Source organism: bacterium (assembly GCA_030018315.1).
Lineage (GTDB): Bacteria > Hydrothermota > UBA3073 > JACQXS01 > JAGMCI01 > JASEGA01.
This window is the reverse complement of record JASEGA010000007.1, coordinates 1-15,795: the sequence shown is the minus strand read 5'-3', so window position 1 is coordinate 15,795 and position 15,795 is coordinate 1. Positions and strand designations below refer to the sequence as shown.

Genomic DNA, 15,795 nt, shown 5'->3' with positions numbered 1-15,795 from the left:
GGGTAATGAAAAGATATGGAGGAGCACTTTCTTTTAAATCTATTATAATATGCATTCTCATGCTTGGTCTTATTGTTTCTACTTTATCACTTGCACAGCAGGAGAGGGAGCGTCTTATTTCGTTATCATTTGAAAATGCAGATGTAAGGACAGTTTTACGCACTTTTGCAGAGCTCGGCAAAGTAAACATTGTAGCTTCTGAAAAGGTGAGCGGTAGGGTTACCCTTAGACTAGAAGATGTTCCATGGGAACAGGCATTTCAGACAGTTTTACAGGTTCATGGTCTTACGGCAGTTGAGCAAAAGGGGATAATAGGGGTTATAACAATGGAGGAGAGTGAGGAGCAGAAGCGTATTATACCACTTGAGACGAAGATTTTAAGAATAAAGTATGCAAAGGCGAGCAGTATAGAAAATGCTATCTCTCCTATGCTGACAGAGCGTGGAAAGAGCAAAGTAGATGAGCGTACAAATTCGTTAATTATTTGTGACATCCCAACTACTGTAAGCAATATAGAAAGATTTGTGGATAAAATTGATACACCTACTCCTCAAGTTATGATTGAAGCAAAAATAGTTGAAGTTGACTATAAGGCAGCACGGGAACTCGGAATTGAGTGGCGTGCAAAGTTTACAGAGCCAACAGTTGAAACTCATGTAGAGGGTGGAGTAACTGCTCCTATAACTGGTGTAAGCGATATTATTTTTGGCACCCTATTATCTGGTGTTAATCTTGAAGCTAAACTATTAATGCTTGAATCTAAGGATAAGGCGCGTATACTTTCACAACCAAAAGTTGCAGTTATAGATAATGAGGAGGCGATGATTTTATCGGGTAAAAAAATTCCTATAATTACGCTCGATAGAGCAGGTAATCAGATTATACAATTTTATGATGTAGCACTGAAACTTACAGTTAAACCTCATATAAATCCGGAAAACCAAGTTGTATTGGATTTACATCCAGAGGTATCAGATCTTTCATCTGAAGCCACAGTAGCTGGTGGTGTTATTATCCTTTCAAGTGAAGCAAATACAAGTCTAATGGTAAACGATGGCCAGACTGTTGTGATTGGTGGTATAGTTAGAGAAAAGACAGGTGAAGTAATAAGGGGTGTCCCTATTATCTCAAGTATACCACTTATTGGTAGATTGTTTAAATCAAAAAGTAAAACACAGTCAAAATCAGAGCTTCTTGTCTTTGTTACTCCCCATATTATCCCGGTAGAGAAGAAATAAACCGTCTCAGCTGACAGTTAATCAATATTTGTAAATGGTTTACTACGACTCACCTCTATATATTACATTTTATGCTTGACATTTTAAAATATTAGGTTAAATTTTAACAAAATGGTTAAGATAAGGCTTTTTCGTATGGGAAAACGGGGTTCACCATTTTATAGAATAGTTGTCACAGACTCAAGAACTCCAAGAGATGGTAAGTACATAGAGTGTTTAGGTTGGTATGACCCTCGGGGGAAGGAGTTAAAGCTCGACCTTGGTAAAACAAGGGATTGGATAAAGAAAGGGGCTAAGCCCACAGATGCAGTGGCTGAATTAATGAAAAGGAAAGAGGAGGTTACAAATGAAAGAGTTGATTGAACTTATGGCTAAGAGTCTTGTAGACACGCCTGAGAAGGTTAAGGTTACAGAGATAGATGGGGAACGCACCATTGTTTACGAACTTAGAGTAGACAAGTCAGATCTTGGCAAAGTTATTGGCAAGGAAGGTAAGACAGCGAGGGCAATGCGAACAGTGTTAACTGCAGCTTCTATGAAAATAGGTAAGCGTGCAGTACTTGAGATACTTGAGTGATGATAGTTGATATCTTTACTATTTTTCCACAAATGTTTGATAGCCCTTTCTCTTATGGAGTAATTCAAATTGCTAAAGAGAGGGGGCTTGTTAACATTCGGATATGGAATCTTCGCAATTTTAGCAGCGACCCGCATCGTAAAGTAGACGACTACCCATATGGAGGTGGACCAGGGATGATTCTTAAACCGGAGCCTATCTTTAGAGGTGTAAAGTCTGTTAAGAACAGTGATACTAAGGTCGTTCTCCTTTCCCCCGGAGGCGAATTGTATACCCAAAATATGGCTCAAAAATTAGCACACGAGTCCCATCTTGTATTTATATGTGGTAGATATCAAGGTGTAGATGAGCGTGTTCATACCATTGTTGACATTGAACTTTCTATAGGTAATTACATTCTTAGTGGTGGTGAGTTTGCTTGTATGGTAATTGTTGAGTCCATAGTTAGGCTCATCCCGGGGGTTTTGAAGAATCCAGAATCCGTTAATTCTGATTCACTTGGTTTTTTGGATGGCCCGTTATATACAAGACCGAGAGAATTTGATGGTCTAAAGGTGCCAGAGGTTTTACTCTCAGGGGACCATGAAAAAATAAGACGCTGGCGAATTGAAAGAAGGAATAAATGGACTCAATAGATGAAAAAGGTAAACCAATTTCCGCGGGATCCGATGGACAAGATTTCAGACCTGGTGACACAGTTAGGCTACATATAAAAATTAAGGAAGGCGATAAAGTTCGTACTCAAAGATTTGAGGGCATAGTGATAGCAAGGAAAGGCTATGGTTTAAATGAGACATTTACAGTTAGAAAGGTAGTAGATGGGTGTGGTGTAGAGCGTATATTTCCTTTGCATTCACCTAACATTGTAAAGCTTGTATCTGTAAAGAAAGGTAAATGTAGGAGAGCTAAACTCTTTTATCTTAGAGAAAAGGAATGAATCCTGTTCCAAAAGGAAACGGGAGGAAACGGGATGAATAGACGTAACTTTGGGATAGCAGGTGAGACTATGGCTGTAGATTATTTAAAAAATCGTGGTTATGTAATTCTTGAGAGGAACTACAGATTTGGTAAGAATGAGGTTGATATTATATGCGAGAAGATGGGTGTTGTTGTGTTTGTAGAAGTGAAGATAAGGAGTAGTAACGAATTTGGTACCCATATTGAGGCAGTTAATCCTGATAAAGCAAATAAGATTATAAAAGTGGCGCGTCAATACCTTTACTCTCGTGGCCTTTTAGGCAGATGTGAAACGAGATTTGATATTATTGGGATTTCCAAAGGATCCTGTGGACAGGGAGACAAAATTGAACATATTGAAAATGCATTTAGAGAAAATAGCAGCCATTGAGTATATGAAGTGTCCAGTGGACAAAATAAGGCTGAAAATGAGTATATCAGCTTATGTCTTTATAAAAGCGAATGCTGGAAAAGTTGCAGATGTTTTAGTAAAGGTAAAAGATGTTCCCAATATAAAAGAAGCTCACATGGTTATAGGAGTTTATGATGTAGTAGCATTTCTCACCGTTTGAAGAACTTGGAGAGACAGTAGCTGAAAAGATACATGAAATAGATGGTGTAGGTTCTACTGCTACCTGTATAGTAGTTGCGTAAATCTCACATTTACCTATCTCCAGTATTTCCACTTCCCTATCAAGTCTACTGCTGAAAAAAATTGACAGGTTGAATTTTTGTATGTATATTTAAGATAAATGATTGCCAAGGTGCACTCTTCTGCAGTTATCGGCATCAATGCTTACCTTGTTGAAGCTGAAGTAGATATATCACGCGGTATCCCTTCTTACTCAACAGTTGGGCTCCCGGACTCAGCAGTGAAGGAATCTAAAGACCGTATAGAGAGTGCTATAAGGAATTCGGGGTTCAATTTTCCTATTCGTCGTATTACTGTCAATCTTGCACCAGCTGATATAAAAAAAGAGGGCTCAAGTTTTGACCTCCCAATTGCACTTGGAATTTTAGCTGCCCAATCTGTAGTTCCAAAGGATAGCTTTTATAACTTTATTATCCTTGGTGAGCTCTCTTTAAGTGGCGACCTTAGAGGTGTAAGAGGTATTCTTCCAATAGCTATTGCGGCACGTAAGCTTGGATTTAACAAGATAATAGTTCCAGATACTAACAAGAATGAGGCTGCAATAGTGGATGAACTTGAGGTTTATCCTGCTAAAAGTCTTAAAGAGGTAGTTAATTTTATGACACATGAACTCGAAATTCAGCCCTATAAGGTTAGTGTAAACGAATTATTTAAAAAAGAATCACAATACGATGTAGATTTCTCTGATGTACGAGGTCAAGAGGGTGCGAAGCGTGCACTTGAAGTATCAGCTGCAGGTGGACACAATGTTTTAATGATAGGTCCACCTGGTGCTGGTAAGACGATGCTTGCCCGTAGAATACCGACAATACTTCCAGAACTCACTCTTGACGAAGCTCTTGAGACTACTAAAATACATTCAGTAGCTGGGCTTATCCCGCCAGGTAAGGGTATTGTGGCTATAAGACCGTTTAGGCTTCCACATCATACTGTTTCAGATGCTGGCTTAATTGGAGGTGGAACTTATCCGAAACCTGGTGAAATATCACTTGCTCATAATGGAGTCCTATTTCTTGATGAGTTACCAGAGTTTAATAAGAGAACACTTGAAGTAATGAGACAACCAATGGAGGATGAAGAAGTAACAATATCAAGGGTAGCTATGAGGTTGACATTCCCTTCAAGAGTTATGCTTGTAGCTGCTATGAATCCATGTCCGTGTGGCTATTTTAGCGATTTGTATCACAACTGTACCTGTACACCTGCAATGATACAGCGGTATGTGTCAAAAATTTCAGGTCCATTACTTGACCGAATAGATATTCATGTAGAAGTTCCATCTCTTCCTTACCAAGAGCTTGCAAGTAAAGAGTTAGGTGAAGAATCAAAAGAAATAAGAAAAAGGGTAAACAGAGCAAGGGAGATTCAGCTTGAGAGGTATAAGGGTAGGAAAGCCCTCTACTGTAATGCCCAATTATCACAAAAAGATTTAAGGAGGTATTGTGAAATTGATAACTCATCACAAGAGTTATTAAAGCTTGCAATTGAGAAATTTGGCCTATCTGCAAGAGCTTACAGCCGTATACTTAAGGTAAGCCGTACAATAGCAGATTTAGAGTGCTCCTCTAATATAAAGCCTGAGCACATTTCTGAAGCCATCCAATACCGGACACTTGACCGTAAATATTGGCTGAGATAATATTTCATTGAGTTTATTGAGTTTTAAGGCTGAAAATGAAGACTATTTTTGGGATAGGTAATCCGGGGCAAGAATACAAGTTGACAAGGCATAATGTTGGGTTCCAGATTATAGATAGAATTAGCTCCTTGTATCGCATTAAAATGAATCCCGCCCATAAGTTATGTGCGGGATGGCTATGTGGCAAAGGAGATAGTGATGGGAATCCATATGTTCTTATAAAACCGCTCTCTTTTGTAAATGAGTGTGGTATGGTTGCTCGTGAAGTAGTAATAAGATTTGGACTCTCTCTCTCCGATTTTCTTGTAGTGCTTGACGATTTCTCACTTCCTATTGGGAAGACAAGGCTTAAACCTAATGGGTCAAGTGGTGGTCATAATGGACTTAAATCCATAATTTACCACTTAGAGTCAGAAGACTTCCCAAGACTTAGAATCGGGATAGGTCCGGTCACTGGTAGTTCGGTTGATTTTGTTCTATCAAAATTTAAAAGCAGTGAACTCAAGTTATTAGAGGCTACAATTGAGAAAGTAATTCTCTCTATCCAAGTGTTTATAAAAGAAGGCATTAACCGAGCAATGGAAATTTGTAATAAAGATTGATTTATATGATTTGGATTCCCATTATAGTGAGTATTGCGAGTCTCGTAACTGTTGCTATCCTTGTTTGGCTTGCTTTTAGACAACCTGAAGGAACCCCACAAATGAAGCAGCTATCAAAGTGGATACAAGAGGGGGCAAGGACTTTTTTGAAACGTGAGTATATTTGGGTTGGTCCTATTGTATGTGTTATAGCTATTGGCTTCATTGTGGTGCGTCGCTGGGAGGTTGCAGTCTCATTTGTAGTAGGGGCGGTGGCTTCAGCAATTGCAGGTTATCTTGCTATGTCAATTGCAACACGTGGAAATGCAAGAACTACAGAAGCGGCAAAAATTGGCCTTAAACCAGCACTTGCAATATCATTTACAGGAGGAGCAGCTACCGGGCTATGTGTAGTTGGTATAGCGTTGCTCGGACTCTGTATAATATATATTGTATTTAAGGGTAATCCAGTAGATATAAATAGCTATGCCATGGGAGCCTCATTACTTGCCCTATTTGCTCGTGCGGGTGGTGGCATCTTTACAAAAGGTGCAGATATGGGGGCAGACCTCGTAGGCAAGGTAGAGCGTGGAATCCCTGAAGATGACCCAAGAAATCCAGCTGTTATAGCAGATAACGTTGGCGATAATGTAGGTGATATTGCAGGACTAGGAGCAGACCTACTTGAATCATATGTTGAATCTATAATTGCAACAATTACAATAGGAGTGGCTATTGCAGGGATTGGGAGTAGCCCAGTATTCTTACCTCTATATCTTGCAACGTGGGGTATAATTTCATCAATAATAGGAGTGATGGTAGTCCGTACCATAAGGACAAAAGAACCACACCAAGCATTGAATGCAGGCGTTTATGTTGGCGCTTGTCTTATGGTTATAGGCTCAGTAATTATAATAAGGAAAACTAATCTTTCATTTGGATTGTTCTGGGCAGTGATTGCTGGCTTATTTGCAGGACTTGTAATTGGATGGGTATCTGAGTTTTATACATCATCAAGGTTCAAGCCTACAAGGGAATTGGCAAAAGCCTCAATAACAGGACCGGCTGTCACTGTAGTTTCTGGAATTGCACTAGGTATGGGAAGTACACTTATACCTGGAGTTATTATTGCAGCTGCCACTCTTATTGCATTCTTATATGGTGGATTATATGGGGTTGCACTTGCAGGATTGGGAATGCTCTCTATACTTGGGATTACTTTAGCTGTTGATTCATATGGGCCTGTCGCAGATAATGCAGGTGGAATTGCAGTGATGGCTGGACTTGGACCAGAAGTTAGGAAAATTACAGATAAGCTTGATGCTTGTGGAAACACAACTGCAGCTATTGGTAAAGGGTTTGCAATTGGGAGCGCTGCTCTTGCAGCACTTGGCCTTATTATAGCTTATCTTGCCACAGTTAAGCAAGAGATACTCATATCATTTAAGGAGCCTTATCAAACTGTATGGTTTATTGTGGGTTTACTCATTGGAGGTATAATACCTTATTTATTCTCATCACTCGTAGCATCAGGAGTCTCAAAAGTAGCATTTAAAATCATAGAGGAAGTGAGACGTCAATTTCGTGAAATAAATGGGTTAATGGAAGGGACTGCTACCCCTGAATCTTCTAAGTGTGTTGATATAGCAGCGAGTGGAGCACTCAAGTATATAACAATTCCTGGGATTATAGCAATTATTGTGCCTGTAGGAGTTGGCTTTTGTCTTGGTAAAGTGGCACTTGCAGGAGTATTAATTGGGGCACTCGTTGTCGGTCTACAAGTTGGGATTCAGACAGCAAATACTGGGGCAGCTCTTGATAATGCTAAAAAGTATATAGAGGAAGGTAATTTTGGCGGTAAGGGTTCAGACGCACACAAGGCTGCAGTGATAGGAGATACAGTGGGTGACCCAATGAAAGATGCAATGGGACCTTGTATAAATATCTTGATAAAGTTGATGGCTGTCATTTCGCTTGTCCTCGCTCCTTTCCTCATTTAATTGCAGGACTAAAGACAATTTTGCAAACCTAAAGGTTTGCCCTACATTTGGGGCTCTTTTAGCTCTTCTTCTTTCTCAATATCTTCGTTTGTTTTTCCTTTTGTTAGGATGTAAAGTGTTATTATTACTCCAATAGGAAGTAAAAGCCCAATTCCAATAACAGTGAGTCCTTGGAATATTTGAAAATGATAGGCAAATCGATTGATATTATAGATTATAAAAAATGCTGATACCCATATAAAACCAAAGTTTGCAAATGAGTTAGATGAATGGAACAACCCAAGTCCACTGATACGGCACTTAGTGAATGGGAACCATAGATTTGTGCCCATAACACCGAGCATATCCACAAGGATATGCAAGAAAAAGCTAAGAAATGAAATTGCCCAGTAAATTAAGCCAAATGGGAGAGTAAATAAAGAGAGTAATAGTCCAACTGTTATTGAGTGACTCCACCTGCGGTGCCATGGTAGAAAAATTACTTCAACCCCATGTTTACTTTGCTTAAATTTAAATGATGGACCATCAAAAATGTTTACAGTTGTACGTTTATAAATATTGGGAGAAAGTTTTGTGCTAAACTGGGCTACACCTTCCTTTGGAGACTTTGGAGTCCAGACAGCAGCTCCTGATGTCGTAACCTTAGGGCCAACTCTCACTTTAACTTCACTTTGCTCATGGTCAAATTCAACCTCATACTGTTGCCACAAATCTATACCAAGTCTAAGGGTATGCAGTTTTACTTGTTTTGCCATCCCACTATCAGTATTATCAATTGCAGATGCAATGATTTTGGCTACTTTGCTCGGGTTATCAGGGTCGAGGTCAATCTCACAATCAAATTTATTAAAGAACTTTGTAAACTTAAAGTCAATGGTATCAGGGAGTATCCCATAGAGACCACCAAGTAGTAATATAAGCGAGTTATCATCAATCGTAAGTCCGAGTACCTTTTTAAAGAAAGTTGCACCCGCAATACCAACTAAAAAATGAGTTAACCCTTTCATATCAAGCCTAAGAATTTTGCAAAACTTGGTCCAATACCGGTAAGATTCAAGCAAATTGGTACTAATATGACTCCTAAACAATTTAGTCTCCTTGAATTAAATAGGATTGGTATTAATCCTATACCCGTACTCACTCCTGCAATTATTAACCCCATTGGACCTGTCATTACAAGAACTAATGCAATTATTGTTATAAGACCTGCCCATGATATTCTTTTGTAGGTATATTTATCAATAAGACTTGCAATTCTTTTTGCAAAATAGTCAAGCAAGAAGAATGCAAGAATTGCCCCAAGTAAGCAGCCAGCTATTAAGTGGTAAAAGTCACACCATCTTGAAGGCGTGTATCTTATACTTGCCATCCATGCAAGCCCACCCCTTCTCATACTGAGTCCCGGGACTAAAAACAACATAAATGCACCTACATAATAAGTGGTCTTTGATACCCCTTGTGAGATAATGAAAATCCTATCATCTCTTTGAGCAGTGGCATGCCCGGCGAGTAAGCCACCAACTCCACCTGTCACCCCCGGCACTATTGCAGCAAAAAGACCGCCAAACATACCTGAAAACAAGGACTGTAATAAATGGGATGGCTTAACATCCATAGATTTCACTATGTTCTGAGTAGGTATGTCTCTTCCCAATAAAATGTTCATAGTCACCCATGGAATAGCAAATAGACCTATAAATGCGGGCATCAAATTTTGAAATCCACGCTCAACAGGTGTTATCGGTTTATAAAATAATATCATACCAATAAACCCTGATAGGCAAAAAGTAAGTATACCTGCACCGAGCGACTTCCATGCATCAATAAATTTATATCCGGGTCTTCCTCTGTCCCCTCCTTTGGGCCACTCGGAGATTAGTACATAAACTATAACTGCACCAATAACCCAGCCACTGTTCTTGTATAAGATAACCCTTAATAAAGGGACAACCTTTATAAGTAGGGGAATGAGTGGAATAATAGCAAAAATGGCAAGCAAACTACCAATCCCTGAGAGCAGGCAGGCTTCATGTCCTCTCCCCTGCAACATATACCTATGTCCTGGGAGAACAAGGAATGCAGCTGACTCATCAGGTGCACCCAGAAATATAGAAGGGATAGTATTTACAATAGAAAACCCAATAATCATACCAAGCATAATAGAAGTAAGCCATAAGGGGTCAATGAAGGTAGAAATAGTCAAGAAGGCTATAATGTTATAGATGTGAAGTGCCGGAATTAATGAAAATAGTGATGATGTAAGAACACCAATAAGAACAAAGATGATAATGGTCACACTATATTTTTAATCTCATCCAATGCCTCCGGATAATCGGACAGAAATCGTTGCTCAATCCAGATTCTTACCTCAGCCTCTTCTCCTGCTTTTGTAGTGATTAGTGACCAAACATTTACATTGTGCCTAGAAAATAGCTCCAAAATCTTTGAAATAATTCCCGGTCGTTTATTGAGTCCCGGACCACGGAGAACCACAGTAGCAAGCTCCTCAACATAAAGACCAGGATAAAGTAAACCTCTGGCTTGTACATCTTTAGCAATTCCACCTAAAAGATAACTTGCTGTAGGTAAGTCATCTTTACTCACTTCTATAAGTATATCAATCCTTTCTTTTCCGGGAGCACTAAATCCCATAAATGATTCAACATTTATGTTCTTTGAGGCAAGGATTCCACAAATCTCAGCCCCTATCCCTGGTCGGTTTATTACTGAGGTCAACAAAATAAATGGAGCTGTTTCCTCCACCCATACTTTTACTGGAACTTTATCCTCCTTGCCACCACTTCTATTTCCTCTCTGTAAATTTTCACTATTCCTACGCATTCTATCCCCCTTCCAGGCCAGATAGTAGGCTTTTCACCCCAGTTTACTACTTTTATTTCACCAGTTTGGTCAGCAACCAAAATAATGAGACCTCCCTTCACTTTACTATAGGACTTAACCCTACCACTTAGCCTGACTATTTGCCCAACTTTACTCCACGATATTTCATCAATTGGAGTAATTGCTATTTTTGAGTGTACCCATACTCTATCAGATGCACTGATAATAAGGCTTGGCTCATCTTCTTTAATTTGGATAGAGCCTGCAACATACACCGAATCACCAAGTTCTGGTGTCGGAAATATGTCTTCAGCTACAGCTCCATAAGCTCTTACAAATAGTTCACCTGTCTCATCTGATACAGGAAATGAAAGATATCTTTCACCAGTGTGGGGTTCACCTGATACTATACCTTTGATACCCACAGTTGCAAAGTTCATACTTGGGGTAATGTTTTTTATTTCTATTGTTGTAATTTCTATAACTTTTGCTACTAAATAAAGGCAGATAACACCAAGCACAGCTACTGAAAGTGCAGTATATTTGATCAACTTAAGTGATAACCTCTTCTTTATATGTGCCCCACAATAATTGCAAATTTCTATTGATCCAATATATTTACCACAAGATGGACACTCACCCCCCTTTATTAAAAGAAAAAGAGGCTGTTTAGCATTCATAGTGCTGTTTTTGTCTTTCTGTGTCATTCTGTAGCTATTTTTTTAACCAGCCTCCAAGAATTTAAGTTTGTCCTGATAACTCCGCCTTATTGTCTCAGCCAATACACGATTCTCTGGACTCTGTAATTCAGGGTCCTCTTTTATAATTTTAAATGCAAGCTCCCTTGTTTGCAAAAGTAGCTGTGTATTATAGATAGAATTAGCAAACCTAATCTCTGGCAGTCCATGCTGTTGGATACCAAGAAATTCACCTGGTCCCCTAAGTTCAAGGTCTTTTTCAGCAAGTTTGAATCCATCATTCTCAAACTCAATAGTTTTAAGCCTCTCTTTTGCTGTATCAGATATTCCTCTTGGTGATACAATGATACAGTAAGACTGCTCTGCCCCCCTACCAATCCTACCACGTAGCTGATGCAGTTGGGCAATCCCAAACCGCTCCGCATGCTCAATAACCATGCAGGTAGCGTTTGGAATATCAATACCAACTTCAATCACTGGTGTTGCTACCAGAACACTTAACTTGCCAGCTCTAAAGTCGCTCATCACTCGTTCTTTTTCTTCACTCTTCAGCCTTCCGTGCAATAGACCAATTTCGTAATGTTTGAAGACACTCACCTTCAGTTTTTCATAACACTCTTGAGCTGCTTTTAGGTCAAGTTTCTCAGATTCGTCAATAATTGGATAAACAATATAACACTGTCTTCCTTTATTGAGTTCCTGTTTAATAAATGACCAAACTTCGTCAATTTTGTCATCAGTTACCCACCTTGTGATAATTGGTTTCCTGCCTGGTGGCAGTTCATCAATCACAGATATATCAAGGTCACCATAAATTGTAAGCGAGAGTGACCTCGGTATGGGAGTGGCAGTCATCACAAGGACATCGGGCGACTTTCCCTTTTTGATTAGCTTTGTACGTTGCATAACTCCAAACTTGTGCTGTTCATCAATCACAACAAAGCCAAGCTTCTTGAATTTAATTGGCTCTTCAATCAAAGCATGTGTGCCTACAATTACCTGGGCTTCACCATTCTTAAGCTCTTCTTGCAACTTCCTCTTATCAATCTGTGACTGACTACCAATTAATAGTCTAATATTAACGCCAATTTTTGGCAAGTACTCTTTAAGGCAAAAATAGTGCTGCTCAGCAAGTATCTCAGTTGGTGCCATAAGGACAGCTTGATAGCCAGATTCAACTGCCTTTAACATTGCAAGAATAGCAATGATTGTCTTACCAGACCCTACATCACCTTGAAGTAGACGGTTCATCCGATAACTACTCTCCATATCATCACTAAGTATCTCCCAGCATACTCGACGCTGTGCATTGGTAAGTTTAAAATTAGGATTTTCAGTAGTCAATAGGTCAAAAAATTTCCTAGCAAGTACACTCCCTTTTTTAAATTTTATTCCATTGGTTTGCAGCCGTTTTTTACGCAGTGCAAGCAAAATTTGAAGCCAGAATAGTTCTTCAAATTTTAATCTTTCGTGTGCAGATTTAGCAAGTCCAAGTTCAGCTGGAAAATGCAAGTTACGGATAGTAGATTCTCTTGATAGGAAGTTATGTTGCTCAAGAATATAAGATGGAAGCGTCTCGGGTATATACACATTGTTAATCAGTGCCTCCTTTACTATTTTCCTTATATATGTGTGAGTCATTCCTTGTGTAAGTGGGTAAATAGGCAAAAATTTGGACTCATCAGTTGTAGAAAAACTAACTCTTGGGTTCACAAATTGAAGACCTTGTCCAAATAAAGAGACTTGACCCTCAACTTTAATCAGTTCGTTCCATTTAAACTTAGAAGTTGCTTTAGGAGAATAGTTGAAAAAGCAGCAGCTGAGCACCCCCGTACCATCAGATACACGAACGATAAAAATCTTACCCTTACTCGTAATTCTATTACCTGTCTCAATAATCCTGCCCAAAACACATGCATCTTCACCTAATCTTAAATCCTTTATAAAAGATTTCCTAACATATCCACGAGGGATGAGGGTTAATAGGTCCTCTGTTTTCTCTATTCCAAGCTTCTTAAATAAAATAGCCATCCTAGGACCTACCCCTTTCAGATACTGGACAGGAGTATCAACTGAATACTTCATCTCTCAAATCTCTATAAATGTCATTGCGAGTGTTAGCGAAGCAATCTCGTGTTTTTAACTAACTTCTTTACTTCTTTAGCAAGTATCCTGTAGATTTCTAAGACCTCGGGAGCCATCTCCTTAAGTGCTCTGAATTCATCCTTGATTACTGTGGTATTCCCCCTTTCAATTGGGCCTGTTAGCGATTTCTTTATTCCAAATCTCTTCGCATTTCGTAATGTAGTGCTTGCAAGAGATAAAATTATCGGTTCAGAATTTTTGATACCGCTAATTCTAAGTACTTCGCTCCCTGTATTAAGGAGAGTCAAAACATAGGAGGCACCAAAATTGAGTGCTGCATGATAAAGTGACTTATTGTCCGATGAGATTACAATTGGTATACCCCCAATTGAGCGTACAAGTTTTTTACCAATTTCAACATCACCGTCAATCCCAAAATAGGTATTCTTAGGAAGCTCATCTCCTGCAAATGATGCTATTGGATGTATTGAGACACTGTGCTTTGCACCTAAAATGCTAGCTGGCAGTGTTCCTGAAGTATGGACAAGGATAGCTTCAGGTGTTAGGATAGGTCTAATTTTACGAGTGATAGCTTCAATTGAGGAATCCGGGACTGCAATAAGTATGAGGTCGGAAATCTTAACAATATCTTTGGGATTATCCGACCAATAGTTGCATTGAGTAATACGCATACATTTGGTAGCATCCTTCCTATTTCTTGACACAACTCCCACAATCTCATAGCCTGCACGCTTAAATGCTCCCCCTAATGCAGTACCCACTCTCCCAGGCCCAACTATACCTGTCCTCATAACTCATTCCAAATCCACCTGAGGTGGATTTAGTATCAATAATATCGTATATTGACAAAATGTCAATTTATTTTTCATATTTTATATTTATACCTTAAACTAATCTATCCCTGGTTTACCCTCTGCTTTATTGAATTATGGAAAAATAAAAACCAATCTATTGGTTTCACCCCATACCATGGAAGAACTACAAATTTATTGGAGTTTTAATAAAAAAGGCAGACAATAGAGACTTTGGACTCCTAATGCCTGCCTTTATAAGTTGGCTTTACTTCACTAACACTAACTTCTGTGTGAGTACTTTACCCGCACACTCTAATCTGCAGAAATATATGCCATTGTTTACCACTTTTGTATCCCAAGTAGCAGAGTAGCACCCTGCTTTTTTAGCCTCATCAACCAGCGTTTCTATCAATCGGCCTGAAATATCATAAATCCTAAGCGATACTCTATTAGCAGATGGCAATTGGTAATTGATAACTGTTGATAGACCAAATGGATTTGGATAGCTCTGTAATAATAGCTCATTTATTTTGCCCATAGAAACTTCCTCTACTCCTGCAGAACTCCACTTAAAATAGCCATCTACTGTATCAAATGGTATAGCAACCATACCAGTATCCAAAAGCCATGTATCAGGGTTTGATATTTCTATTGGTGAATCATGCGCACCAACCACTTTCCATGTGATATAGGCAAGAGTTCCACTACCTGTTGCTCCGGATGACTCTCCTATTAAAGTAGCTGTAAAGGCTATCGCATTTTTAATTCCAAAAGGGTCCTCAGCACATGCCCACGTAGTAGGACCTACGCTCGATAGGAAAGGACCCTCTTTAACATTATTAGGATGTACTTCTAACACCGTAGTGTCAAAAGTTATAAGAACTTCATATGAATAAAGAGGGTGTTCATTAGTTATACCACTCACACAAATTGAATCTTTAAAACTATCACCCACTGCTATTCCTTCCTGCTCAGCACAAATAGTTTCGGGCTTAACTGACATTATTACTCCTTTTGGCACATTGGATTTAGAGTTCAGAAGAGTGGGTATTTCTGGAATTATAGCATTGTCTAATAATTTCCCAGCGCCAAAATACCTACATATAAAGGTTATGTCCCTTCCGTCTATTTTCTTATTTTTATCTATATCAGCACGTGGAACCCACTTTAACCCTAATGCCGCTGCCAATTCGGGTGTATTACCAAAGAGCCTGCATGCAGTAGTTATATCCAGACCATCAATCTTTCCATCTTCATATATATCTCCAACACGTATAGGTGCCCAAATATTGACGGAATGCTCACCTTCCTCATAAGTGAAATATAGCTTGGTATAGTGACATGGGAATTCTTCTATACTTAAAGAGTCTGGAACACCACCATCAACTTTTACTGTGAGTCTACCAAGTGCTTGGCTTCCATGCAGTAAATCCCATGGGACTATGACCTCACTCCACCCAAGTGGGCTTTCTGCTTTAATAGTGAAGCTTATTTCTTTATCCCAATTATTATAATTGAGTGTACATGGCTTAGCGGTCACAATTTCATCCTTAGTAGTTATAAATGTATTATAAGCCTCACAAATAATGGTGTAGAATTCGTGAGTCGGTGCTACTCTAAATGTATACTTTGGTGTTGTCTTTATATATCCAGATAAATCTTTTGCTTTTATATAGTAAGAGATAACTGTATGAAGAGGCTGTCCTGGTATC

The 15,795-nt window shown here is 39.1% G+C and carries 17 protein-coding genes; 10 read left to right on the top strand and 7 right to left on the bottom strand.

The features are described 5' to 3' along the window. Positions 1-5: 5 nt before the first annotated feature. The 10 genes from QMD71_03645 to QMD71_03600 all read left to right on the top strand — a co-directional run bounded on the left by QMD71_03645 (position 6) and on the right by QMD71_03600 (position 7,644). Positions 6-1,238 (top strand): secretin N-terminal domain-containing protein, encoded by a 1,233-nt coding sequence (locus QMD71_03645; protein MDI6839940.1) that lies wholly within the window; start codon positions 6-8, stop codon positions 1,236-1,238. A gap of 111 nt (positions 1,239-1,349) precedes the next feature. Continuing rightward, positions 1,350-1,601 (top strand): 30S ribosomal protein S16, encoded by a 252-nt coding sequence (gene rpsP / locus QMD71_03640; protein MDI6839939.1) that lies wholly within the window; start codon positions 1,350-1,352, stop codon positions 1,599-1,601. Further along, the gene (locus QMD71_03635) at positions 1,585-1,815 is read left to right on the top strand and encodes a KH domain-containing protein (GenBank protein ID MDI6839938.1); all 231 of its coding nucleotides are present in this window, start codon (positions 1,585-1,587) and stop codon (positions 1,813-1,815) included. The genes rpsP and QMD71_03635 overlap by 17 nt, the downstream gene beginning before the upstream one ends. Next, positions 1,815-2,450 (top strand): tRNA (guanosine(37)-N1)-methyltransferase TrmD, encoded by a 636-nt coding sequence (gene trmD / locus QMD71_03630; protein ID MDI6839937.1) that lies wholly within the window; start codon positions 1,815-1,817, stop codon positions 2,448-2,450. Before QMD71_03635 ends, trmD begins: the two co-directional genes overlap by 1 nt. Further along, positions 2,438-2,752, top strand: coding sequence for a 50S ribosomal protein L19 (rplS, locus tag QMD71_03625; GenBank protein ID MDI6839936.1), 315 nt, complete (start codon positions 2,438-2,440; stop codon positions 2,750-2,752). Before trmD ends, rplS begins: the two co-directional genes overlap by 13 nt. Before the next feature lie 33 nt (positions 2,753-2,785). Continuing rightward, positions 2,786-3,163: a YraN family protein gene (locus QMD71_03620; GenBank protein ID MDI6839935.1), complete on the top strand. Its 378-nt coding sequence runs from the start codon at positions 2,786-2,788 to the stop codon at positions 3,161-3,163. 4 nt (positions 3,164-3,167) lie between these two features. After that, positions 3,168-3,344, top strand: a complete 177-nt coding sequence (locus tag QMD71_03615; protein ID MDI6839934.1) for a hypothetical protein — start codon at positions 3,168-3,170, stop codon at positions 3,342-3,344. A 180-nt stretch (positions 3,345-3,524) separates the two neighbouring features. Further along, on the top strand, positions 3,525-5,063 hold the full coding sequence (locus QMD71_03610) for a YifB family Mg chelatase-like AAA ATPase (GenBank protein ID MDI6839933.1): 1,539 nt from the start codon (positions 3,525-3,527) through the stop codon (positions 5,061-5,063). Positions 5,064-5,098: 35 nt separating this feature from the next. Next, positions 5,099-5,665 carry an aminoacyl-tRNA hydrolase gene (gene pth / locus QMD71_03605; protein MDI6839932.1) on the top strand — a complete coding sequence of 189 codons (567 nt, stop codon included), beginning with the start codon at positions 5,099-5,101 and terminating at the stop codon, positions 5,663-5,665. A gap of 5 nt (positions 5,666-5,670) precedes the next feature. Further along, on the top strand, positions 5,671-7,644 hold the full coding sequence (locus tag QMD71_03600) for a sodium-translocating pyrophosphatase (protein ID MDI6839931.1): 1,974 nt from the start codon (positions 5,671-5,673) through the stop codon (positions 7,642-7,644). Positions 7,645-7,685: 41 nt separating this feature from the next. Here the strand turns inward: QMD71_03600 and QMD71_03595 are convergent, their stop codons facing one another. The 7 genes from QMD71_03595 to QMD71_03565 all read right to left on the bottom strand — a co-directional run. Further along, positions 7,686-8,651, bottom strand: a complete 966-nt coding sequence (locus tag QMD71_03595) for a metal-dependent hydrolase (protein MDI6839930.1) — start codon at positions 8,649-8,651, stop codon at positions 7,686-7,688. Further along, positions 8,648-9,940, bottom strand: a complete 1,293-nt coding sequence (locus QMD71_03590) for a tripartite tricarboxylate transporter permease (GenBank protein ID MDI6839929.1) — start codon at positions 9,938-9,940, stop codon at positions 8,648-8,650. The genes QMD71_03595 and QMD71_03590 overlap by 4 nt, the downstream gene beginning before the upstream one ends. After that, entirely contained in the window at positions 9,937-10,485 is a 549-nt protein-coding gene (locus QMD71_03585) for a hypothetical protein (GenBank protein ID MDI6839928.1), read from the bottom strand. Before QMD71_03585 ends, QMD71_03590 begins: the two co-directional genes overlap by 4 nt. Further along, a complete protein-coding gene (locus QMD71_03580; GenBank protein ID MDI6839927.1) occupies positions 10,416-11,165 on the bottom strand; it encodes an OB-fold nucleic acid binding domain-containing protein in 750 nt (249 codons plus the stop codon). The genes QMD71_03585 and QMD71_03580 overlap by 70 nt, the downstream gene beginning before the upstream one ends. A gap of 42 nt (positions 11,166-11,207) precedes the next feature. Beyond that, positions 11,208-13,268 carry an ATP-dependent DNA helicase RecG gene (gene recG / locus QMD71_03575; GenBank protein ID MDI6839926.1) on the bottom strand — a complete coding sequence of 687 codons (2,061 nt, stop codon included), beginning with the start codon at positions 13,266-13,268 and terminating at the stop codon, positions 11,208-11,210. A gap of 32 nt (positions 13,269-13,300) precedes the next feature. Continuing rightward, positions 13,301-14,080: a DUF2520 domain-containing protein gene (locus QMD71_03570; GenBank protein ID MDI6839925.1), complete on the bottom strand. Its 780-nt coding sequence runs from the start codon at positions 14,078-14,080 to the stop codon at positions 13,301-13,303. A gap of 268 nt (positions 14,081-14,348) precedes the next feature. Then, positions 14,349-15,795, bottom strand: a 1,447-nt coding sequence (locus QMD71_03565) for a T9SS type A sorting domain-containing protein (GenBank protein ID MDI6839924.1), incomplete at its 5' end; no start/stop codon positions are given.

What these genes read in the sequence shown, in the direction of transcription:
- QMD71_03635 (MDI6839938.1), top strand. Translation starts at nt 1,585, where the DNA reads ATGAAAGAGTTGATTGAACTTATGGCTAAGAGTCTTGTAGACACGCCT.
- QMD71_03570 (MDI6839925.1), bottom strand. Translation starts at nt 14,080, where the DNA reads ATGAGGACAGGTATAGTTGGGCCTGGGAGAGTGGGTACTGCATTAGGG.
- recG (MDI6839926.1), bottom strand. Translation starts at nt 13,268, where the DNA reads ATGAAGTATTCAGTTGATACTCCTGTCCAGTATCTGAAAGGGGTAGGT.
- rplS (MDI6839936.1), top strand. Translation starts at nt 2,438, where the DNA reads ATGGACTCAATAGATGAAAAAGGTAAACCAATTTCCGCGGGATCCGAT.
- QMD71_03620 (MDI6839935.1), top strand. Translation starts at nt 2,786, where the DNA reads ATGAATAGACGTAACTTTGGGATAGCAGGTGAGACTATGGCTGTAGAT.
- QMD71_03580 (MDI6839927.1), bottom strand. Translation starts at nt 11,165, where the DNA reads ATGAATGCTAAACAGCCTCTTTTTCTTTTAATAAAGGGGGGTGAGTGT.
- rpsP (MDI6839939.1), top strand. Translation starts at nt 1,350, where the DNA reads ATGGTTAAGATAAGGCTTTTTCGTATGGGAAAACGGGGTTCACCATTT.
- QMD71_03595 (MDI6839930.1), bottom strand. Translation starts at nt 8,651, where the DNA reads ATGAAAGGGTTAACTCATTTTTTAGTTGGTATTGCGGGTGCAACTTTC.
- QMD71_03610 (MDI6839933.1), top strand. Translation starts at nt 3,525, where the DNA reads ATGATTGCCAAGGTGCACTCTTCTGCAGTTATCGGCATCAATGCTTAC.
- trmD (MDI6839937.1), top strand. Translation starts at nt 1,815, where the DNA reads ATGATAGTTGATATCTTTACTATTTTTCCACAAATGTTTGATAGCCCT.
- pth (MDI6839932.1), top strand. Translation starts at nt 5,099, where the DNA reads ATGAAGACTATTTTTGGGATAGGTAATCCGGGGCAAGAATACAAGTTG.
- QMD71_03645 (MDI6839940.1), top strand. Translation starts at nt 6, where the DNA reads ATGAAAAGATATGGAGGAGCACTTTCTTTTAAATCTATTATAATATGC.
- QMD71_03600 (MDI6839931.1), top strand. Translation starts at nt 5,671, where the DNA reads ATGATTTGGATTCCCATTATAGTGAGTATTGCGAGTCTCGTAACTGTT.
- QMD71_03615 (MDI6839934.1), top strand. Translation starts at nt 3,168, where the DNA reads ATGAAGTGTCCAGTGGACAAAATAAGGCTGAAAATGAGTATATCAGCT.
- QMD71_03585 (MDI6839928.1), bottom strand. Translation starts at nt 10,485, where the DNA reads ATGCGTAGGAATAGTGAAAATTTACAGAGAGGAAATAGAAGTGGTGGC.